Source organism: Aeromonas sp. s7(2024) (assembly GCF_040907825.1).
In the GTDB taxonomy this organism is placed as follows: domain Bacteria; phylum Pseudomonadota; class Gammaproteobacteria; order Enterobacterales; family Aeromonadaceae; genus Aeromonas; species Aeromonas veronii.
Genome location: NZ_JBFOCM010000035.1, coordinates 126,121 through 145,401, shown reverse-complemented (window position 1 = coordinate 145,401; position 19,281 = coordinate 126,121). Strand labels below are relative to the sequence as shown.

Annotated in this window: 20 protein-coding genes; 7 read left to right on the top strand and 13 right to left on the bottom strand. The window is 57.3% G+C overall.

From position 1 onward, the window contains the following. Positions 1 to 93 precede the first annotated feature (93 nt). From xni to AB5Y73_RS14970, 3 genes are all read left to right on the top strand, one after another. Positions 94 to 894: a flap endonuclease Xni gene (gene xni / locus AB5Y73_RS14980; RefSeq protein ID WP_107682454.1), complete on the top strand. Its 801-nt coding sequence runs from the start codon at positions 94 to 96 to the stop codon at positions 892 to 894. Between the two features lie 159 nt (positions 895 to 1,053). After that, positions 1,054 to 2,061, top strand: coding sequence for an isocitrate dehydrogenase (locus AB5Y73_RS14975; protein WP_118854226.1), 1,008 nt, complete (start codon positions 1,054 to 1,056; stop codon positions 2,059 to 2,061). A gap of 117 nt (positions 2,062 to 2,178) precedes the next feature. Further along, entirely contained in the window at positions 2,179 to 2,637 is a 459-nt protein-coding gene (locus AB5Y73_RS14970; RefSeq protein ID WP_118854227.1) for a hypothetical protein, read from the top strand. 82 nt (positions 2,638 to 2,719) lie between these two features. On the opposite strand, the gene rlmM is transcribed toward AB5Y73_RS14970, so the two are convergent. From rlmM to dinB, 6 genes are all read right to left on the bottom strand, one after another. Then, entirely contained in the window at positions 2,720 to 3,814 is a 1,095-nt protein-coding gene (rlmM, locus tag AB5Y73_RS14965; protein WP_005338617.1) for a 23S rRNA (cytidine(2498)-2'-O)-methyltransferase RlmM, read from the bottom strand. Continuing rightward, positions 3,807 to 4,193: a DUF423 domain-containing protein gene (locus AB5Y73_RS14960; protein ID WP_019445902.1), complete on the bottom strand. Its 387-nt coding sequence runs from the start codon at positions 4,191 to 4,193 to the stop codon at positions 3,807 to 3,809. The genes rlmM and AB5Y73_RS14960 overlap by 8 nt, the downstream gene beginning before the upstream one ends. A 51-nt stretch (positions 4,194 to 4,244) precedes the next feature. Continuing rightward, positions 4,245 to 4,874, bottom strand: a complete 630-nt coding sequence (locus AB5Y73_RS14955; protein ID WP_047435531.1) for an alpha/beta family hydrolase — start codon at positions 4,872 to 4,874, stop codon at positions 4,245 to 4,247. After that, positions 4,867 to 5,787: a transcriptional regulator GcvA gene (locus tag AB5Y73_RS14950; RefSeq protein ID WP_005338622.1), complete on the bottom strand. Its 921-nt coding sequence runs from the start codon at positions 5,785 to 5,787 to the stop codon at positions 4,867 to 4,869. The genes AB5Y73_RS14955 and AB5Y73_RS14950 overlap by 8 nt, the downstream gene beginning before the upstream one ends. Positions 5,788 to 6,071: 284 nt before the next feature. Then, positions 6,072 to 8,213 (bottom strand): methyl-accepting chemotaxis protein, encoded by a 2,142-nt coding sequence (locus AB5Y73_RS14945; protein ID WP_021230315.1) that lies wholly within the window; start codon positions 8,211 to 8,213, stop codon positions 6,072 to 6,074. A 66-nt stretch (positions 8,214 to 8,279) separates the two neighbouring features. After that, positions 8,280 to 9,335 carry a DNA polymerase IV gene (gene dinB, locus AB5Y73_RS14940; RefSeq protein ID WP_107682458.1) on the bottom strand — a complete coding sequence of 352 codons (1,056 nt, stop codon included), beginning with the start codon at positions 9,333 to 9,335 and terminating at the stop codon, positions 8,280 to 8,282. A 131-nt stretch (positions 9,336 to 9,466) separates the two neighbouring features. Here dinB and AB5Y73_RS14935 point away from each other — a divergent pair, with 131 nt between their 5' ends. Next, positions 9,467 to 9,673 carry a hypothetical protein gene (locus tag AB5Y73_RS14935; RefSeq protein WP_005338629.1) on the top strand — a complete coding sequence of 69 codons (207 nt, stop codon included), beginning with the start codon at positions 9,467 to 9,469 and terminating at the stop codon, positions 9,671 to 9,673. Positions 9,674 to 9,783: 110 nt separating this feature from the next. Here the strand turns inward: AB5Y73_RS14935 and AB5Y73_RS14930 are convergent, their stop codons facing one another. After that, positions 9,784 to 10,344, bottom strand: coding sequence for a DJ-1 family glyoxalase III (locus AB5Y73_RS14930; protein ID WP_107682459.1), 561 nt, complete (start codon positions 10,342 to 10,344; stop codon positions 9,784 to 9,786). 37 nt (positions 10,345 to 10,381) lie between these two features. Further along, positions 10,382 to 11,335, bottom strand: coding sequence for a ketopantoate reductase family protein (locus AB5Y73_RS14925; protein WP_107682460.1), 954 nt, complete (start codon positions 11,333 to 11,335; stop codon positions 10,382 to 10,384). Between the two features lie 200 nt (positions 11,336 to 11,535). Here AB5Y73_RS14925 and AB5Y73_RS14920 point away from each other — a divergent pair, with 200 nt between their 5' ends. Further along, a complete protein-coding gene (locus AB5Y73_RS14920) occupies positions 11,536 to 12,018 on the top strand; it encodes a YajQ family cyclic di-GMP-binding protein (protein WP_005338634.1) in 483 nt (160 codons plus the stop codon). A 107-nt stretch (positions 12,019 to 12,125) separates the two neighbouring features. On the opposite strand, the gene AB5Y73_RS14915 is transcribed toward AB5Y73_RS14920, so the two are convergent. The 5 genes from AB5Y73_RS14915 to AB5Y73_RS14895 all read right to left on the bottom strand — a co-directional run bounded on the left by AB5Y73_RS14915 (position 12,126) and on the right by AB5Y73_RS14895 (position 16,982). Beyond that, on the bottom strand, positions 12,126 to 12,947 hold the full coding sequence (locus AB5Y73_RS14915) for an outer membrane protein OmpK (RefSeq protein WP_005338635.1): 822 nt from the start codon (positions 12,945 to 12,947) through the stop codon (positions 12,126 to 12,128). Positions 12,948 to 13,103: 156 nt separating this feature from the next. Next, the gene (locus tag AB5Y73_RS14910; RefSeq protein WP_107682461.1) at positions 13,104 to 14,483 is read right to left on the bottom strand and encodes an MFS transporter; all 1,380 of its coding nucleotides are present in this window, start codon (positions 14,481 to 14,483) and stop codon (positions 13,104 to 13,106) included. Positions 14,484 to 14,656: 173 nt separating this feature from the next. Further along, on the bottom strand, positions 14,657 to 15,244 hold the full coding sequence (locus tag AB5Y73_RS14905; protein WP_042053243.1) for a peptidylprolyl isomerase: 588 nt from the start codon (positions 15,242 to 15,244) through the stop codon (positions 14,657 to 14,659). A 2-nt stretch (positions 15,245 to 15,246) separates the two neighbouring features. Continuing rightward, the gene (locus tag AB5Y73_RS14900; RefSeq protein WP_005349692.1) at positions 15,247 to 15,831 is read right to left on the bottom strand and encodes a YajG family lipoprotein; all 585 of its coding nucleotides are present in this window, start codon (positions 15,829 to 15,831) and stop codon (positions 15,247 to 15,249) included. A 17-nt stretch (positions 15,832 to 15,848) separates the two neighbouring features. Next, positions 15,849 to 16,982: a methyltransferase gene (locus AB5Y73_RS14895; RefSeq protein WP_107682462.1), complete on the bottom strand. Its 1,134-nt coding sequence runs from the start codon at positions 16,980 to 16,982 to the stop codon at positions 15,849 to 15,851. A gap of 204 nt (positions 16,983 to 17,186) precedes the next feature. Here AB5Y73_RS14895 and AB5Y73_RS14890 point away from each other — a divergent pair, with 204 nt between their 5' ends. Together AB5Y73_RS14890 and AB5Y73_RS14885 are read left to right on the top strand one after the other, a co-directional pair. Continuing rightward, complete coding sequence (locus AB5Y73_RS14890; protein WP_162895395.1) at positions 17,187 to 17,501, top strand: BolA family transcriptional regulator; 315 nt, start codon at positions 17,187 to 17,189, stop codon at positions 17,499 to 17,501. A gap of 435 nt (positions 17,502 to 17,936) precedes the next feature. Further along, complete coding sequence (locus tag AB5Y73_RS14885; protein WP_005349684.1) at positions 17,937 to 19,280, top strand: Na(+)-translocating NADH-quinone reductase subunit A; 1,344 nt, start codon at positions 17,937 to 17,939, stop codon at positions 19,278 to 19,280. Position 19,281 lies beyond the last annotated feature (1 nt).

The window sequence follows — 19,281 nt, the reverse complement described above, 5'->3', positions numbered from 1 at the left end:
CTTGATTGGCGCTATGCCTTCCCGACCGCCATCAATCCCCCATAAGGCGAGCGGTTTGTTACAATGGGGCGTCCCGACCGCCAAGAGTGCCCCATGTCAACTATCCGGCCACACCTGCTCATCATCGATGCCCTCAATCTCATTCGCCGTCTGCACGCGGTACAGGCCCAGCAGGCACTGACCCCTGCCCAGTCGCTGGTTGCCACCCGAGCCAACCTTATCAATACCTGCCGCAAGCTGCTGGCCAATAGCGAGCCGACCCATGTCATTGCCGTGTTTGATGGCGAGGTGCATAGCTGGCGCAAAGAGGTCTATCCGGCCTACAAGGAGGGGCGAACCCCCATGCCCCCTGAACTGCGTGAGGGGTTGGCGACCCTGCAGGATGCCTTTTGGGAGTGCGGTGTCGATGCCCTGCTCTCCGAGACCGATGAAGCGGATGATCTCATCGCCACCCTCGCCAGCGGCATCGCCAGCCATGGCCATCAGGCGACCATCATCTCCACCGACAAGGGCTTCTGCCAACTGATCTGCCCGCAGATCCGGGTGCGCGACTACTTCAACAAGCGCTGGCTGGATGCGGCCTTCGTCCAGCAGCAATATGGGGTAGCCCCTGCTCAGCTGGTCGACTTCTGGGCCCTGACCGGTATCAGCGGTTCCAATATCAAGGGAGTTCCGGGGATCGGCCCCAAGACCGCCACCCAACTGTTGCAGCAATATGGCAATCTGGCAGCCATGCTCGAAGCCTGTCAGCAAGAGGACGCAGCCAAGCCACTGCTCAAGCTGCGCCAACATCAGGATGAGGCCCTGCTGGCCCAGCGGCTGGTGCACTTGCAGCGGGATATTCCGCTGGGATTCAACCTGCGGGACATCCGCTACCCGCCCCAGCCAGACTAAAGTGCCGAACAAAAATGCAGGTAAGGGCGTGAACCATGACGAGACTCACCCTCGCTGTTGATAAAAGTGAGTAGAATGTAAAGGAATGTGGTTGGTTTGCTGAGTAAATGCTATAAAGCAGCCCCATCCTCCCCTATACCCTGGAAGTGGAACCCTCTCATGTCCAAAAGAAAAATTACCGTGATCCCCGGCGACGGCATCGGCCCCAGCATCATTGAATCAGCCATCCAGATCCTGACCTATGCGGGCTGTGATTTTGAGTACGAATACGCTGATGCGGGTCTGGTTGCCCTCGAGAAGCATGGCGAGCTGCTGCCCCAGGCTACCCTGGATCTGATTGAGAAGAACAAGGTGAGCCTGAAAGGGCCATTGACCACACCGGTCGGCGGCGGTTTTACCTCCATCAACGTCTCCCTGCGCAAGAAGTTCAACCTCTACGCCAACGTGCGCCCGGTCATCTCCTTCAAGGGCACCAGAAGCCGTTACGACAACATCGACATCATCACGGTGCGTGAAAACACCGAAGGGATGTACTCGGGTGCAGGTCAGAAGCGCAGTGATGACAACAAGAGTGCCGAGGCGATGAGCATCATCACCCGCGAAGGGGCCGAGCGCATCGTCAAGTTTGCCTTCGAGCTGGCTCGTCAGGAAGGGCGCAAGAAGGTCACCATCATCCACAAGGCGAACATCCTCAAGTCGACCTCCGGCCTGTTCCTCGAAGTAGCCCGTGAAATCGCCAGCCACTACCCGGATATCCAGAGCGAAGAGATGATCGTCGATGCCGCCTGCATGAATCTGGTGATGTACCCGGAGCGTTTCGATGTCATGGTCACCACCAACCTGTTCGGCGACATCCTCTCGGATCTTTGCGCCGGTCTGGTTGGCGGCCTTGGCATGGCGCCCGGCGCCAACATCGGCGATGGCGCGGCCATCTTCGAAGCGGTCCACGGCTCTGCCCCCGACATTGCAGGCAAGAACATTGCCAACCCGACCTCGGTGATTCTCGCCTCCATCCAGATGCTGGAGTACCTCGGCATGCAGGATAAAGCAGAGCGGATCCGCGAGGCAGTACGAGCCACCATCGAATCCGGTGATCGGGTCACTCGCGATCTGGGCGGCGCGGCTTCCACCAGCGAATTCACCCAGGCCATCATCGATCGTCTGTGAGTTAATTCATTGATTTTAAAAGGGAGCTTCGGCTCCCTTTTTTATATTTCCGAATCCTTTGCCACTCCCCGAACAGCAACTATGTTCAATAGAGAAGAAGAACAGGGAGTGTTTTTCATGAAGGGATACGGGGGCTATCTGGTGTCGGGTCTGCTGCTGGTTTGTGGCACTGCCAGTGCTTTCGAGCAGGATCAACAGACCCTAACCGCCAAACTGCCACAGCAGGAAAAACGGACTGCCACCGAGGTATGGCGCTCGAGCCTGAATACCAACGACCTGCTCAAGGCACCCAAACCCCTGTCGTTTGGTATTGAAGTCTCCACCGACAACTTTGGTAATCAAAAGATCACCTCCTACCCACAGCTTAATCTAACCCCGGAAAAGAGCGTCAGTCTGTCGGTTGAACGCTTCAGACCCAAGGTCAAGTTCAAGGCTGGCGGAATGAACACCGCCCTCAGGCTGAGAGGAGACGGGATAAAGATGCAATTCAATCCGGTCGACAAAACCATCCCGCTGCAGATAGAGATCAAGGTGACCGACGACGAATCCTCCCTGCGTCTCGATTACCGTTTCTGATATTTTCCGACAGCCTGATAGCAAAAAGCCGACAGGTTTCCCTGTCGGCCTTGGTAATTATCGTTCGGGCTGAACGGCTACATCACGCCTTGGGCTCGAGTTTGGAGACCCAGTACTTGTTGTAAACATGCACGGTGATCTCTTCTCGATCGTGATAGAGCTGCTTGGCCTGGATCACGAACGCGTTGTCGATCTCCTTGAGCATCTCGCGCAATACCTCGATATTGTGCACCGACTCGGCATAACGCTTCTTCATCGGCAACTTGAGGTTGAACATCGCCTCCTGGCAGTCGCCCTCACGGAACCAGTCTGCAATCATGTGAACGACCCGCGCCGGTTTATCGACCATGTCGCACACCAGCCAGTAGGTGTTCTTCTTGCTCGGACGCCAGACGAAACCGTCATCCCGGATATGCTTGACCTGACCGGTATCCATCAGGGATTGGGCCATCATGCCGTTGTCGACCGCCGTCACCATCATGCCACGGCGCACCAGCTGATAGGTCCAGCCGCCCGGGCAAGCACCCAGATCCACCGCCTTCATGCCGGAGCAGAGACGCACATCCCACTCTTCCCGCGGCACGAACACGTAAAACGCCTCCTCCAGCTTGAGGCTGGAGCGGCTCGGCGCATCGGCCGGGAAGCGCAAGCGCGGGATCCCCATGTGGAATCCGGAGTTGTTGAACGAATAGGAGTAGCCCAGCAACACGTGATCATTGGCCATGAAGAAGGCGTGGAACACCGGACGGTTCGGCGTCTCCTTCTTGGTCAGGATCTCGTTGCTGCGCAGCGCCTGACGAAGCGGCACGGTGAACTTGCGGCAAAAGGCTGACAGCTCTTTCGCTTCGTTGGTGTCCGCGGTTTCGACCCGCAGATCACCGCAAATGGTGTAGTCACTCACCGCCTCAAGGATGGGGGAGATCCTGTCCGCGACATCCAGATCCTTCAGCTCATGGGTGACCACCAGCATCTGGCGGATGAAGATGAGCTCCCGGAATGGCAGCTTGCGAGCCAGCAGGTCCGCCTGCTCCTCGTCATACAGTTCGAAGATCACATAACCGCTGTCGTCCTTGACCCGGGCGAAACCGTAGCACTGCATGTTACCGGCACGCTCGGTGATCTCTGCAGCCGCCTCTTTCTCAAAACCGGGGCGGCAATAAAGCAGCAGATTATTCATTTTTTCCTCCAAGACGACAGCCAGCCCAGCAGAGGGCCGCCCATCCCAACATAAAACAGAGGCCACCGGCTGGGGTAATCAATCCCAGCCCCTTGCTGCCAAGCAGCACCATGGCGTAAATACTGCCGGAGAATCCGATGATCCCCAGCACAAAAGCGGTGCCAGCCAGGTGGATCACCCTGCTGCGCACACCACACCAGCCCAGAACCAGCAGGGCCAATGCGTGAAAAAACTGATATTGCACAGCGGTATTGAATGCCGCCAGACGCTCGGGCGTAATGCCGGTCGCCGCCAATCCATGGGCGCCATAAGCCCCCAGCATGGTGGCCGTCAACCCGAAGAGACCGGCTAGTATCAGCCAATGTCGATGGATCTGCATCCTCACTCTCCCTCTCTCATCGCGGCTGGCAATAAAGCCAACCCTCTCGTGCTATCCATGCCGGGCCACAAAATGGCTGATGGCCGCCGCTGCATGCTGCATATTATCCTGCTCACTCACGCCACTGGCTTTACGCGGTTTGAAACCATGATCACCATCGGTCAACCAATGGACCGATACGGCGGGTGAGAAGGGGAAATCGGCCAGTTCGGCGCGACTACCGAAGGTATCGCGCTCCCCCTGCAACAGCAGGGTTGGTACTGCAATATGCTTGAGTACCTCGCCTCGCCAGCTGTCGGGCTTGGCCGGAGGGTGGAAAGGATACCCGAGAATGAGCAATCCTGCAGCATTCATCTCACCCTCGCCTTCGCTGTACAGTTCCGCCGCCATCCGCCCGCCCATCGACTTGCCCGCCAGAAACAGCCGTGGATGGGCAAACTCGCGGATCATGTCGCGCCAATGGGCTAGCAGCACAGGTGCTCTGTCCGGCGGGCGGCGCTTGCCATCCTGTGCACGCTTTGTCATGTAGGGAAAGTTGAAGCGCACCACTTCGATGTCGGGGCCAGCCAGCAGACGTGACAACTCGGTAAGAAAGGCATGATCCATCCCCGCGCCTGCCCCGTGGGCCAGCAAAATGCGAACGGGGGCATCAATTGCCCCCTCGCGGATTACATCAGGCATCGGCGAGCCTTGCCCTGCGACGCGCCTCTTCCTGCTCCACCAGCTCCAGCATCCAGTCGCGGAAGGCAACGATCTTGCCCTGATCCGACTGTTGCTCCTGACACACCAGATAGAAAGCATTTTTGCTCACCAGCACCTGCTCGAATGGGCAGATAAGGCGGCCGGCCTCAATCTCGGGTTGTGCCAGCACGCTGTGGCCAAGCGCCACCCCCTGGCCGTGGATCGCCGCCTGGATCACCATGGTGGAGTGGCTGAAGATGGGCCCCTGATTGACGTTGGGTGCATCGATATCGAGCTGGCGGAACCAGGCCTTCCAGTCGCGGCGGGAGGTATCGTGCAGCAGGGTATGAAGAGTCAAATCTTGCGGCGTACGCAACGGTTTGGGCCCGGTCAGCAGCAAGGGGGAACAGACCGGGATCAGGTATTCGGTATGCAGCTTGTCCGAGCGCAGACCCGGCCAGTTGCCGCGGCCGTAGTAGATGGCGACATCCACATCGTCGGTAAGCGACCCTTCATCGAGGTCAACCGCCTTGATCCGTACATCGATATCAGGGTGGCGCTCGCTGAACTTGACCAACCGCGGCACCAGCCACTGGATGGCGAAACTCGGCTGCAAACTGACAGTCAACGCCCCCTTGGCACTGCGAGCCAGCAGCTTGTCGGTCGCCTCAGAGATAGAGGCAAAGATGTCCTTGATATCCAGGAAATAACCCTGCCCCTCTTCGGTCAGCAACAAGGAGCGATTTTTGCGGCGGAACAGCTTGATGCCAAGATACTCCTCCAGCGCCTTGATCTGGTGACTGATGGCAGCCTGAGTCACAAACAACTCTTCTGCTGCGCGGGTAAAGCTTAAGTGACGAGCCGCAGCTTCAAACGCCTTGAGGGCATTGAGCGGGGGTAAACGACGAGACATGACACCAGCCGACGATGAGTTTTTCTAATGGGGCGCATTATAATTTGTCGGTTGCGGGTCGACCAGTGAATAAACATAATTCGCCCAGCAATCAGTCGTCATATGGCTCACATTTTCTACTACGTGTTGGTTTACATGTGTTTTTAGTGAGTCTTTCGACTGCGATTGTGGTGTTGTGTTTCTTCCTCTGCGGGAAGAGGGGCTCAAATCTCACCGGTTTGACCCAGTCTGTCATCTGAATGTGTTTGGCGCCTCCAGCTGGATGGCGCCTTTTTTCATCCCTTCTATACCTTGAACTGCCCCACCAGCTGCTGCTGCTTGTCCGCCAGCGCAGAGAGCTCGCGACCATTCTCGGCGGAGGTCGCCGCCTCAGCCCGGATGGTGTGGCTCACATCGCGAATGTTGCTGACGTTGCGGTTGATCTCGTCCGCCACCCGGCTCTGCTCCTGCGCCGCCCGGGCAATCTGCTCGTTCATCTGATGGATGGTGGAGACCGACTGGATAATCTGCTCCAGCACCTGCACCGAGAGATCCACCTTGGCAAGGGTCTCGTCAGCCTGACCATGACCATCGCGGATAGCCTTGACCACGGCGCCGGTACCGGATTGCAGTTGGCTGATCAGGGTCTGGATCTCGACGATGGCATTCTGGGTGCGACCGGCCAGATTGCGCACCTCATCGGCCACCACGGCAAAGCCACGGCCCTGCTCACCGGCCCGCGCCGCTTCAATAGCCGCATTCAGCGCCAGCAAGTTGGTCTGCTCGGCAATTCCCTGGATCACGATAAGAATGTCATTGATGTTGTCGCTGTTGGCGGAGAGTCGCTCAACCACCGGCTGGGCATCGTTGATGATGGTCATCAGCTTGCGCATCGCCTCCTGGGTGTCGGCAACGACATATTTGCCCTCTTGCGCTGCAGCGTCAGTGGTGTTGGCGGCTGCCACCGCCGAGCCGGCATTACCGGAGACCTGCAACGCCGTGGCGCTCAGCTCTTCAAATGCCGTCGCCACCAGATCGATCTCCTGATACTGGGCCTGCATGCCGCTGCTGGTGCGCTCGGCCACCTGCGCGGCTCGCTCGGCACTGTTGCGCGTACCGGAGACGGTATCAATCACCTGACTGATGGTGGATTGCAACTTGTTGAGGAAGCTGTTGAACCACTTGGCCAGCTCGCCGATCTCGTCTTGCCGCTGGATCTCGATACGCTGGGTCAAATCCCCCTCGCCGCTGGCGATATCCTTGAGACGGGCAACTACAGCGCGGATGGGCGCCACAATCTGGCGCGCCATCAACCAGATAAAACTCAGGGCCACCAGCGAGATCAGCACCCCGATTGACAGCTGCGAGACTACGCTGCGATTGGCTTCACTGGCCAGCTCATCTTGCAGTTGCTGGGCCGAAGCCAGTACTACTGCCCGTGGCAATTCAATGTAGATGCCCCATTTACGGTCGGTGCCACGCATGGATACCGGGACAAAGGTCTGCAACAGGGTGCCATCGCTGCTCCAGCGAGTCAGCTCCTGACCCTGACTGAGCCAGCCTTTCAGCTCGCTGGCCAGCCCCTGATACTTCTGATCCAGCCCGCGTCCCATGGTCACATCGAACTCATCGGCTCCCGCCACGCGCCCCTCGTGACTGACCAGCAAGATTCTGCCCTTGCCGTCATAGAGCTCCTTGTCCATGGTACTGACCAGACTCTGCAAAGTGGCCAGCGAGATATCGACCCCGACCATCCCCAGCAAGGTCTCCTGCTCCAGCAGCGGGACCGTCACCGAGGTCATCAATATCTGTTTATCGCCCACATCGTCCAGATAGGGCTCCAGCAGGCAGAGGGCACGGGTGCGAATGCTGCAGCGATACCACTCGTTTTCGATGCCACCAGCCTCGGTCGGGCTCTCATCGGCCAGTACATCCTCATTCTGCACTTCCGGCTCTATCTTGCCGTTGTCATAGGCCCAGTAACTGGAAAAACGCCCCTTGTCGTTGGAACCCAGCGCCGTTGAGCCCTGATAGTTGCTGTCTTCCCCATCCAGCTGATCAGGCTCGAACACCGCATAGACACCAAGCAGATTGGTCGATGAGGCAACGGCATCGTGCAGTTGCTGATTGACGGCGCTGCGCAGCGCCTCCGAATGGACAAAGTTCTCGGCCGCATTCTTGCGCTGGAACAACACGCTCTCCGCCAGCAAACTGGCGCGGAAATAGGCCTCATCGAGATAGCTGGTCACCTTGGCCGCCTGCTCCGAGCCCATCGCCTTCATCCAGTTCTCGGCAGACTGCTGCGCCTCGTGCATGGTGGCTTGCCGCACCTGCTGTTGCATCTTGTTCGCGTTGTAAATCGAAGAGGCAACCAGAGCGGCGGCTGTCACCAACAGACAGCAACCGGCGATCAGGGTAATCCGACCCTGGACAGAAAGAGCGCTCATGCCAATATTCCTACGTCATACAGATATGGATAGATTATCGACTTTATAAACAAAAACTTAACTCCCTCACAGCAAATCCAGCGAGAGTTGATTAACTTCACCCTCTTTTGGCAAACCCACCACCAAGCCCAGCAGGCGAACCGAACGCCCTTGTGCCCGCTGTAGCCCCTCTTTGAGCAGGGGAACGAACAAGGCTGGCTGATAGCCACCCTGACTGCGATAGACGGTGGTCTGGTGGAAGTCGGCAAACTTGAGTTTAATCCCCTGCCCCATCACCTGCTCGGCAGGGCACGCCAGCTGAAATCGCCGCTCAAGCTCCGGCAACAGTTGCTGCAATACCGTCAGGCAGGCGGCTTCGTCACAAACATCGCTCGCCAGGGTGGTCTCCACCCCGATGGTTTTGCGGATCCGGTGCGCCTGCACCGGCTGTTCATCCAGCCCCCAGATCCGGGTCGTCAACATCTCCCCCAGCTTGCCAAAACGGCTGCACAGCTCTTGTGCCGACAAGGCCCGCGCATCCTCACAGGTGTAAAGCCCCTGCGCCTCCAGCCGCTCGGCAGTCTTGCGCCCCACCCCGGGCAGTTTGCCGAGGGGCAACTGGCAGACAAATTCGGCCACTTCGTCGGGACGAATGACAAACAGACCATCAGGCTTGCGCTGCTCCGAGGCAAGCTTGGCGAGAAACTTGTTGGGAGCCACTCCGGCCGAGGCGGTCAATCCCAGTTCGGTGACGATGGCTTGCCGGATCTCTTGCGCCATCAGGGTGGCGCTACCGCCACAGCAACGACTGTGGGTCACGTCGAGGTAAGCCTCGTCCAGCGACAGTGGTTCAACCTGATCGGTATAGCGGAGGAAAATGGACCTGAGCTGACGGGAGATATCCTTGTACACCGCCATTCGCCCAGGGATCAGTACCAACGGCGGGCAGAGTTTTTTCGCCAGTGCGCTCGGCATGGCGGAGCGCACCCCGAATCGGCGCGCCACATAGTTGCAGGTCGAGATGACGCCGCGCCGCTCGGAGGCCCCACCGATGGCGAGCGGCACCTCCCGCAACGCCGGATTGTCCCGCATCTCCACCGCGGCAAAAAAGCAGTCCATGTCGATATGGATGATCTTGCGCATACTACTGTATAAATAAACAGACATGGCACCATCTTACCCCAAGGATAACCCCAGCTCTATCTCTCTCGTTGCGGCTAAAATAGTAGACTCCAAGGAGACCTTTACTACCACAATGACAAGGAGCGTTCGGGATGAAATATCTTTGGTTGGGACTCTGTTTGCTACCGTTGACCGGCATCGGCAAGAACAACCCGACGGCAGAGTGCCGCTGGCTGTACGACCGGATTGAGATACTGGAACAGGCTATCAAGAAAGGAGACAAGCTAGGCACAGAGCAAGAATTGGCACGCTGGAAAACTGAGTACAACAAAAAACAGTGCTCACAGTACGACTACTGAGCCGGACAAGATGGCGTGACCGACAACGGCAGATAACAAGCGGGCCCCGATCAAGATGACCGGGGCCCGTTTTCAAAGCATGGCCAGCTTGATTCTGCAGCAGAGTGCGCTCAAGGCAGCACCATAGGGCCAGCGACAGTGGCCGCCACCTCATCCCCACGCAGCACCCGGACCAGTTCAAGCGCAAACTCGATGGCGCTGCCCGGCCCCTGACTGGTGATAAGGCGATGAGCCTCATCCCTGACGACCCGCTCACGTGACAGCTGCGATGTCGACAGTCGGGGCTGAAAGCCGGGATGACAGGTGACGATGGCACCATCCAGCAGCGCGTGATGTTGCAAGAGCACCACAGGGGCGGCGCATATGGCAGCGCGCCAGCGGCCAAGAGCGGCCTGCTCTTTGAGCAGATCGATGGCCAGCGGGGTATCGCGGATCACTTCGCTGCCGGGCAGACCACCGGGTACCACGATGGCTTCAAAGTCCCGACGGGTCAGCTCGTCGATATGACAATCGGCCACCAGCTGTACCCCGCGCGATGCTTTCACCTGCCGCGATCCGGCAGGGCAACAAGAGGCCAGCACCACCTCGATGCTGGCGCGCACCAGGGTATCGACAATGGCGACCGTCTCTATCTCTTCCGACCCGGGGGCCACCAGCACCAGTACACTCACGTTCGCCTCCTTGCTGCTTGCTCTGCCATGTAAAAGGTCAGACGGCCTGACTCTTCTCTTTGATCGCCTGATAGAGACCATGATTGACCGGTACTGCAATGCCATGCCGGGCAGCCTTGGCCAACAGGAAGCCGGTGATGGCCTCAATCTCGGTCTCGCGTCCCAGCTCCATATCCTGATGCATGGAGGAGTAATTGTCAGCGGTCAGTTCCACCACTGTCATCACCCGGCGTTGCAACTCCTCTGCCGTGGTTGCAATCCCTTCGGCACACATCACATCCGCCACTTCCACGCAGATCTGCTGCATGGCATCGGCAAAACGGGGGCCAGCCAGCTCGCCATTTTTCAGCTTGTAGAGAGCCGTCAGGGGATTGATGGCACAGTTGATGGCCAGCTTTTGCCACTGGCGCGTCAATACCTGCTCATCCCAGCCAGCCTGCCCCAGTGCAAGCGCCAGCTCGTCCGCGAGCGCAGCATGGGCCTTGGCTGCGTCGTTGATCGGGCCAAGCCAGGTTTCACCCTTGCCAGTATGACGGAAGACAAAATGGCCGCACTGCATGGCGCCATGGCTGGTGACACCGGCAATCACCGGATTTTGCGGGAACATCTCGACCACATGCTCGGCAATGCCCATCCCGTTGTGCAGCAGCACGATCGGCACGCCGGCATCCAGCTTACCCACCAGCGGCGTCAGTGCGGCAATCACCTGACTGGCCTTGGTCATCACCAGCAGACGCTGGATCTTGCCGGGTTTGCTGACAAATCCGCGCTCGATATTGAGCAACTGAACATGCCCCTCCAGCGAGGTGAAATCGATCCCCGGATGGAGCGTGGACTTATGATGTTCGCGCAACAAGACACGGGTGGATTGACCACTCTGGATCAACAGGGAGGCAAAAACGCCGCCGAGGGCGCCACAACCCAACAGTGACCACTTCGGAGTAACGGGTGGAATAACGGGCTGTCGGGAATTTTTTAATCCGCTTGGCATGGTGTGACTCTGTCAGGGTAAGGGTTGCAATCCTCTCAACCTGTTACCGGGGATAAGTGAAGATGTCGCTGGTGGACACTAACGGGTCCACCCGTCCTGTGCGCAGGGGATTCTAGCAGAGCAACCCCATCAAAATCAGCAAATTTGCCCGTTTTCTGGTAGATTTGCCCCCCGATAACGCAACATGAGGAGCTTTGGCTATGCCGTCATTCGATATTGTCTCTGAAGTCAAAATGAACGAGGTGTTGAACGCAGTCGACAACGCCAATCGTGAACTGGCCACCCGTTTCGATTTTCGTGGGGTAGAAGCCAGCTTCGAGTTGAACAAGGAAGAGGTAAAACTGGAAGCCGATGCCGATTTCCAGCTCAAGCAGATGGTCGAAATCCTGCGCGGTGCCCTGCTCAAGCGCAACATCGAAAACAGCTCCATGGAAGTGGGTGACTCCGTTCACTCCGGCAAACGCTTCCACCTGACCGTCAAGTTCAAACAGGGGATAGAGAAAGAGATCGCCAAGAAGCTGGTCAAGCTGATCAAGGACTCCAAGATCAAGGTACAGGTCGCCATCCAGGGTGATGAAGTACGTGTCACCGGCAAGAAGCGTGACGATCTGCAAGAGACCATGGCACTGGTCCGTGGCGCCGAACTGGGTCAACCGATGCAGTTCCAGAACTTCCGCGACTGATTTATCCACTCAGCGGTGGCGCACTTGATGACTCGCGCCACGCTATCTAAATCGCGGCCATAAAAAAACCGGAGCAGATGCTCCGGTTTTTTGTACCCCAAGTTTTATTAGAACTTGTAGGTAACAGAGAAGTAGTGGCCGAAACCGGTAGTGTTCAGACCACCAAAGGCACCATTGTTGATACCGTAGATTTCGTTGAAGTACTTCAGACCGTAACCAACTGCGTAACGGTCGGAGTGCCAGTAGATACCGTGGAAAGTACCCAAACCGTTAGCACTCTGGTTGTTGTCGCCATGGATATCTTTATCAAACAGATAATCCAAGTAGCCCTGATAGGAGACGAAGCTGCCGTTGGAGAAGGTATAGAAAGGCTTGAACCAGTTCATGGAGAACTGATAACCGTTCCAGTCACCCTCTTCGGCCTTGAAGCCACTTTCGGTTGCATGGCGAGCATACAGGTTCATGCCAACTTTACCGAACCAAGGCACCTGTACATCAGCACCCAGACCGATCATGTTCTCCATCATGGAGTCATCAACGTTGTTCAGGGTAGCGATGTAGAGCTCTTGTACCGGGCCGAAGGAGAGATCTTTACCAGTCAGGGCATCCAGAGAAAGACGCGGGGCGAACTTCATGAAGATGTTCTGGCCATTGTGTTTGTCGCTATGGCTGCTTTGGAAAATATCGAACACATCGACATAGCCATACAGATCAAACATACCGGAACGACCACCGAATTCCATTTCCAGGTAGGTGTCGTTGTAGTCGCTGCCCATGTAAGGACGCTGGTCAATGGTATGCATTACGTTGAACTGCATCCATTTGAAATCATTCTTGTGGATATCACCGCTGTAGTCAGCAGCGAAGGCCGGGGTAGCGGCAGCAGCCAGCAGACCGGCAGCGATCAGAGTCTTGGTAAATTTGGCCATTTTATTGGTCTCTTGTGCGTTAGTTGAGGTTTTCCGTAGCCTGCCCACAAGGAGCGAGAGGGATTCTAATCAAATAAAATTGGGGGTGAAACAACTTCTCGGGAACTTTATCCGGAAGTGTGAATCTAATCACCCCCGATTCTACGCAAACGCTTGCTATTTGTCAGCCGTTGAGAACAACTCACTCCCTTTTCTGGCGACAAGCACAATCAACAACAACACGGGCAAGCCCAATAAACTGGTTCCGACAAAGAAGGCACTGTAGCCAATCTGCTCCACAACCTGTCCGGAAAAACCGGCCAGCAACTTGGGTAGCAGCAACATTACCGAGCTGAACAGGGCGTACTGAGTGGCCGAAAATGCCACATTGGTCAGGCTGGAGAGATAGGTCACGAAGGCCGCGGTCGCGATACCGGCACTGAGGTTGTCGAGGGAAATGATGAGCGTCAGAAGTTCCAGATTGTGACCAACCTGATTGAGCAGGGCAAACAGCAGGTTGGTGCTGGCAGTGAGCAGCGCCCCCAAGAACAGGATGCGCAGCGTGCCGAAGCGCATCACCAGCACGCCCCCCAGCGCCGCTCCCACTAGCGTCATGATGACGCCAAACACCTTGGTAATGGTGGCAACCTCAGTTTTGCTGAACTGCATATCCACATAGAAGCTGTTGGACATCACCCCCATCACCACATCGGCAACCCGATAGCAGGCGATCAGAGCCAGGATCAGCAGCGCCGAGCTGCCATAGCGACGAAAGAAGTCGGCAAACGGACACCAGACGGCCTCATAGCCCCAGGCCCCCGCACTCGCCAGCAGCGCAGGCCACCCTTTTTCTAGGAGCTGCGCCTTGCGTTCGGCCTGTTGTTTGCCCTGCTCGGCCAGATCGATATCCGGCTCGTGGCAAAACAGCGTGGTGATAACCCCGAGTGACATCAGACCCGCCATCACCAGATAGGTAATCTGCCAGCCACGATAGTCATAGCCGCTGTTGCTGCCAAACCAGGCTGCCAGCGCCAGCGCACCGGCGCCCGCCATGATCATCGCCAGTCGGTAGCCAGTCATGTAAGAAGCAGCCATCGCCGCCTGAAGCCGCTCGGGGGCAGATTCGATGCGATAGGCATCGATAACGATATCCTGCGTGGCCGAGGCAAAGGCCACCAGCAGGGCAAACATAGCCAGCTGGGCCAGCTCGGTCTTGGGATCGCAGAACGCCATGCCGACCAGCGCGGCGGCAATCAGCAGCTGGGAGAAGAACATCCAGCTGCGGCGACGCCCCAGCAGCGTGGAGAGCAACGGCAGCGGCATGCGATCCACCAGCGGCGACCACAGCCATTTAAAGCCATAGGCGAGTGCCACCCAGCTCATATAGCCGATATCGGTCAGGCTGACATCGGCCTCGCGCAACCAGAATGAGAGGGTACCGAACACCAGTAGCAGCGGCAGACCCGATGAAAAACCCATGGCAAAGAGAATAAACACCCGAAATTCGAGATAGACGGCGAGGGACTCTCTCCAGCTTGGTTTGCGGATCATGTTCAACTACCTGACGACTTTGGAAAAGTGCGTCATTTTGGCAGGTTGATGGCAGATAGCCAAGGCGAGCAAAGAGATAGGCAAAAGAAGTCCGGATAGAGAAAAGGCCCATCCTGAACGGGATAAGCCTTGTATTGTGACCTGACGAGGGCGAGGTGACGAACCGCGTCCGGCGAGAGTTACTTGCCCGCTTTCTTGTCGACTTTCTTGTCTGCCGGAGTTTCTGCCAGCAAGACCACCTTCTTCAGAATGATGGGACTGGTCGGCACATCGTTGGCGCGCAGAATGGGGCTGTAACCGGTCTGTACCTGAGCCAGTTTGTCCAGCACCTCCATCCCCTGAACCACCTGACCGAACACGGTGTAACCCGCAGAGCCACCGGCGTTTAGGTTATTGTTGTCGACCAGATTGAAGTAGAACTGGCGAGTAGCGCTGTCGACCGCCTGGGTGCGAGCCATGGCGATGGAGCCACGCTTGTTGGGCAGACCGCCACGCGACTCGTTGACCACAGGCTCATAAGTTGGCAGTTGCTGGAACTGCTGGTTGTAGCCCCCACCCTGCACCACGAAATCCTGGATCACCCGGTGGAAGATACTGCCGTCATAGCTGCCATCAGCCACGTAACGCAGGAAGTTCTTCACCGTCTGGGGCGCCTGCTTGGACGCCAGCTCCACCACGATATTGCCGTGGTTGGTCTCCATTCTCACTTTCGGGCCCGCGAACGCCAGCGGGGCGATCAGCATGGCCAGCAACCAGAGTTTTTTCATCATCAGACCCCTGCACCGTTCGGTTGACCTTTCAGGTAACCGCGCAGCGCATCATCCGCCATGATCTGCTGCAGCACGCTACCCAGTTGCAGGTTCAATGTAGACTCCAGGTCGGCCATGCTTGGCTCGCTCGGGCTCTCCTTGCTGGAGGACATGTTGAACTGCTTGGTCAGACGGTTGCCCTGGAAATCGGCGATCACCTGCAGGCTGACGCGGGACTTGGTGACATAGGTAAAGGTCTTCTCTTCCACATTGACTGCGGCGTTGGAGATCACCAGCGTCAGGTTGGTGGTGCCACTGTTACCCACTTCCAGACCCTGGCTGCGCAACCCTTCGGCCAGCCGCTCGGCCATCAGCAGGTTGAGCGGACGTTCGCTGTTGACCAACACGGGGGCTTTCTCTTTATGTTTGATAGAGAAGACGTAGGCAGCCTCACGCTTGTCTACCCCTTCCATGGTGATGCGATTGCCAGAGTAGTATTGCTGGTTGGCGGGGATCACCTGCGGATTGAGCAGCGCCGTCTCCGGCCAATGAGTGGCACACCCGCCCAGCATCAGGGCGGCCAGCAGCAAGAGTGACTTTTTCATCATGGTTTCCTTTGGCTTTAGCGTTTGATGGCTTTCAAAATAACGAATTTGCTGTTCGACGCAACGACTTGTGCGTTGGCAAACAAGCGCTTGAGTTTGTTGTGATAGTCCAGATGACGGTTGCCTACTATCCAGAGTTCACCCCCTTGAGGCAACACCCGGTGCGCATCGCTGAACATCTGCCAGGCGATATGATCGGTGATCGCCTGCAGCTGATGGAAAGGAGGGTTGCAGAGGATCCGATCCGCCGAGCCGACCGCCACCCCGTCGAGACAGTTATTGACCATAAAGCGGGCGCGCGGCAGTGCATCGGGCAGATTGTGCTCGACGTTGAGCTGTGCCGAGGCAACCGCCATATAGGATTCATCGATAAAGGTCACCTCCACCTCGCTGTCTTTGGCGAGCAGCGACAGACCCAGCACCCCGTTGCCACAGCCCAGATCGATCACCTTGCGGGCACTGTGGATGGGCAGGTTGTCCAGCATAAAACGGGCACCAATATCGAGACTGGTGCGCGAGAAGACGTTGGCATGGTTGTGGATGAGCATGCCACTCCCCTCCAGCGGCCAGACTGTCGGGAAGGGATTGGCCAGCGCGGGACGTTCTGCCTGCGGCTCGCAGTGAATGAGACGCGCCTTTTTCCAGGCCAGCGAGGTATGGGTAGGTCCCAGATACTTCTCGAACAACTTGAGGGTTGAGGTATGAATATCCTTCGCCTTGCCGGCAGCGATAACGCGGGTTGCCGGTGTCACCACCGCACGCAGCGCCAGCAGTTGCTGCTCCAATAGAGCCTGATATTTGGAGACCTTGATCACCACCAGCGCAGGGGCATCGGGCAGCGGCGCCAGCGCATCCTGCAAGCGGATCCCGCCTGCATCCAGCCCATTTTCGGCCAGATTGGCCAGGGTCGCCCGCTCACTGATGTAGGAGTCGGTGACGCAGCAGGGGGAGTGCGGATGCATATAGGCGGCCAGCGCGCCAAAGCCATCATTCATGATGATGACGGGGCCCGCCTGCTCGAGGGGAGACTCCGCCAGGGTATTGATCAGATATTCGTCAGCCGCATCCCAGGCTTGCAGGGTCTCCTGACTCTGGCGCGGATAGCGGTAGAGCGTGAGCTGGCAATGGGGAGTGTCGAGAAGGGTTTGCATAAGAAGAGTCCAACCTCGGCTTTATTCGTGTATACAGGCGCCAGGGGCGACGCAAAGTGGCGCTATTCTAGCGAGGAGCAGGAATTTCACCAGTTCGATGCGCATCAAGGGAGCAACTGACGGGTGATTTCCCTCTTACGGGGGCTTATTCCATCCCGCGACTGCCGATAGAATGGCCCGACATTCACTCTGGAAGCTGATCCGATGACCATCCAACAACTGATTGAAGCCAAGCTGACCGCCGCCCTCTCCCCCACCGTGCTGGAGGTGATCAACGAGAGCCACATGCACCGTGTGGAACCGGGATCTGAGAGCCACTTCAAGGTGGTGATCGTCAGCAAGCAATTTACAGGGCAGCGGCTGCTGGCCCGTCATCGTCAGGTCAATGCCGTACTGGCCGACGAGCTGGCCGGTGCCGTTCATGCACTGGCGCTGCATACCTACACAGAGAGCGAGTGGCAGGAAAAAGGCCACGCCCCGCGCACCCCGAGCTGCGTTGGCAAACCGTCACTCTCCTGAAACCGGTTGTACCACAGGATTCCCCTCGAGAACCTGCCAACAAAAATTAAACAAATTTCCCCCATTGACCCCGAAAAGGCTACATCCAAGGGGGTATATTTCGGCATCAAGGCTTTTTTGCTGATAGTGGAGACAACGGCAAATACCCCCATCGAGGTATCGAAATAAAAAAACCTTTAAAACCACTACTTACAAGGTGTCAGGGGCTTATTCATTGCAGGTTAATTTTGTGATGGCACGGGGATTTTGCCCATTTGGCATGGCAGAAAATGCACCTTAAGTGGTAAACTCAAGCGCTTTTGAGTGAGCCTGCATGTTGAATAATTGTTGAGCCTGCCCACCTGGCGCAACTACAACATCGACTCATTCAACCACCCGTCGTGATGTATTTCTCGGCGCTAACCAACCTCTCCCGTAACGGTAGTGCAAGTAAGTATGATTACAATCAAAAGAGGACTGGACATCCCCGTGCTGGGTGCGCCAGAGCAAGTAATCTACGATGGCCCCGCCATCACCCGTGTTGCGACACTGGGCGAGGAGTTTGTGGGGATGCGACCTACTATGTTCGTCAAAGTAGGTGATCGCGTCATCAAAGGTCAGGATCTTTTTGAAGACAAGAAGAATCCGGGCGTTAAATTCACAGCTCCTGCCACCGGTGTGGTTTCAGAGATCAACCGTGGTGCCAAACGTGTTCTCCAGTCTGTGGTCATCGACCTCGACGGTTCCGATGAACAGGTGACGTTTGAGCATTTTGCCTCTGCCGAGCTGGCCAAGCTCGAGCGCAGCAAGGTGCAAGAGATCCTGGTCGCATCAGGTCAGTGGACTGCGTTGCGTACCCGTCCGTTCAGCAAAGTCCCCGCGGTAGCGTCTGCCCCGCGCGCCATCTTTGTGACTGCAATGGACACCAACCCGCTGGCAGCCGATGCCGAGCTGATTATCAAGGAACAGCCGCAGGCCTTCCTCGATGGTCTGGCCGTATTGACCCGCCTGACCGACGGCGCCGTCTACGTCTGTAAAGGCGAAGGCAGTCTGCCCCACTCTCCGCTGGCTCAGGTCAAGGAAGAGATTTTCGTTGGTCCGCACCCTGCCGGTCTGCCGGGTACCCATATCCACTTCCTGGATCCGGTCAGCAGCACCAAGGTGCAGTGGCACATCAACTATCAGGATGTGATTGCATTCGGCAAGCTGTTCACCACCGGTCAGATCTTCACTGACAAGGTGATCGCGCTGGCTGGCCCGAACGTGCTCAAGCCGCGTCTGCTGCGTACCCGTCTGGGCGCCTGCATCAGCCAGCTCACCAACAATGAGCTGCGTGCCGACGAAAACCGTATCATCTCCGGTTCTATCCTGAGTGGTGCCAAAGCCGAAGGTGTTCACGACTACCTGGGCCGCTACCACAATCAGGTTTGCGTGCTGGGTGAAGGGCGCGAGAAAGAGTTCCTGGGCTGGATCAACCCCAGCGCAAACAAGTTCTCTATCACCCGTACCACCCTCTCTCATCTGATGAAGGGCAAGCTGATCAACTTCACCACCACTACCAACGGTAGTGACCGTTCCATGGTGCCTATCGGCAACTATGAGCGGGTGATGCCACTCGACATCCTGCCAACCCTGCTGCTGCGGGACATGGTCTCCGGCGATACCGACGGTGCGCAAGCGCTGGGCTGCCTGGAGCTGGATGAGGAAGATTTGGCGCTCTGTACCTTTGTCTGCCCTGGCAAGACAGAGTACGGCCCGATCTTGCGTGAGTGCCTGACCAAGATTGAACTGGAAGGTTAAG

Bases quoted from the DNA above. Each gene is read 5' to 3' on its own strand.
- xni (WP_107682454.1), top strand. From the start codon at position 94: ATGTCAACTATCCGGCCACACCTGCTCATCATCGATGCCCTCAATCTC.
- AB5Y73_RS14975 (WP_118854226.1), top strand. From the start codon at position 1,054: ATGTCCAAAAGAAAAATTACCGTGATCCCCGGCGACGGCATCGGCCCC.
- AB5Y73_RS14970 (WP_118854227.1), top strand. From the start codon at position 2,179: ATGAAGGGATACGGGGGCTATCTGGTGTCGGGTCTGCTGCTGGTTTGT.
- rlmM (WP_005338617.1), bottom strand. From the start codon at position 3,814: ATGAATAATCTGCTGCTTTATTGCCGCCCCGGTTTTGAGAAAGAGGCG.
- AB5Y73_RS14960 (WP_019445902.1), bottom strand. From the start codon at position 4,193: ATGCAGATCCATCGACATTGGCTGATACTAGCCGGTCTCTTCGGGTTG.
- AB5Y73_RS14955 (WP_047435531.1), bottom strand. From the start codon at position 4,874: ATGCCTGATGTAATCCGCGAGGGGGCAATTGATGCCCCCGTTCGCATT.
- AB5Y73_RS14950 (WP_005338622.1), bottom strand. From the start codon at position 5,787: ATGTCTCGTCGTTTACCCCCGCTCAATGCCCTCAAGGCGTTTGAAGCT.
- AB5Y73_RS14945 (WP_021230315.1), bottom strand. From the start codon at position 8,213: ATGAGCGCTCTTTCTGTCCAGGGTCGGATTACCCTGATCGCCGGTTGC.
- dinB (WP_107682458.1), bottom strand. From the start codon at position 9,335: ATGCGCAAGATCATCCATATCGACATGGACTGCTTTTTTGCCGCGGTG.
- AB5Y73_RS14935 (WP_005338629.1), top strand. From the start codon at position 9,467: ATGAAATATCTTTGGTTGGGACTCTGTTTGCTACCGTTGACCGGCATC.
- AB5Y73_RS14925 (WP_107682460.1), bottom strand. From the start codon at position 11,335: ATGCCAAGCGGATTAAAAAATTCCCGACAGCCCGTTATTCCACCCGTT.
- AB5Y73_RS14920 (WP_005338634.1), top strand. From the start codon at position 11,536: ATGCCGTCATTCGATATTGTCTCTGAAGTCAAAATGAACGAGGTGTTG.
- AB5Y73_RS14915 (WP_005338635.1), bottom strand. From the start codon at position 12,947: ATGGCCAAATTTACCAAGACTCTGATCGCTGCCGGTCTGCTGGCTGCT.
- AB5Y73_RS14905 (WP_042053243.1), bottom strand. From the start codon at position 15,244: ATGAAAAAACTCTGGTTGCTGGCCATGCTGATCGCCCCGCTGGCGTTC.
- AB5Y73_RS14900 (WP_005349692.1), bottom strand. From the start codon at position 15,831: ATGAAAAAGTCACTCTTGCTGCTGGCCGCCCTGATGCTGGGCGGGTGT.
- AB5Y73_RS14895 (WP_107682462.1), bottom strand. From the start codon at position 16,982: ATGCAAACCCTTCTCGACACTCCCCATTGCCAGCTCACGCTCTACCGC.
- AB5Y73_RS14890 (WP_162895395.1), top strand. From the start codon at position 17,187: ATGACCATCCAACAACTGATTGAAGCCAAGCTGACCGCCGCCCTCTCC.
- AB5Y73_RS14885 (WP_005349684.1), top strand. From the start codon at position 17,937: ATGATTACAATCAAAAGAGGACTGGACATCCCCGTGCTGGGTGCGCCA.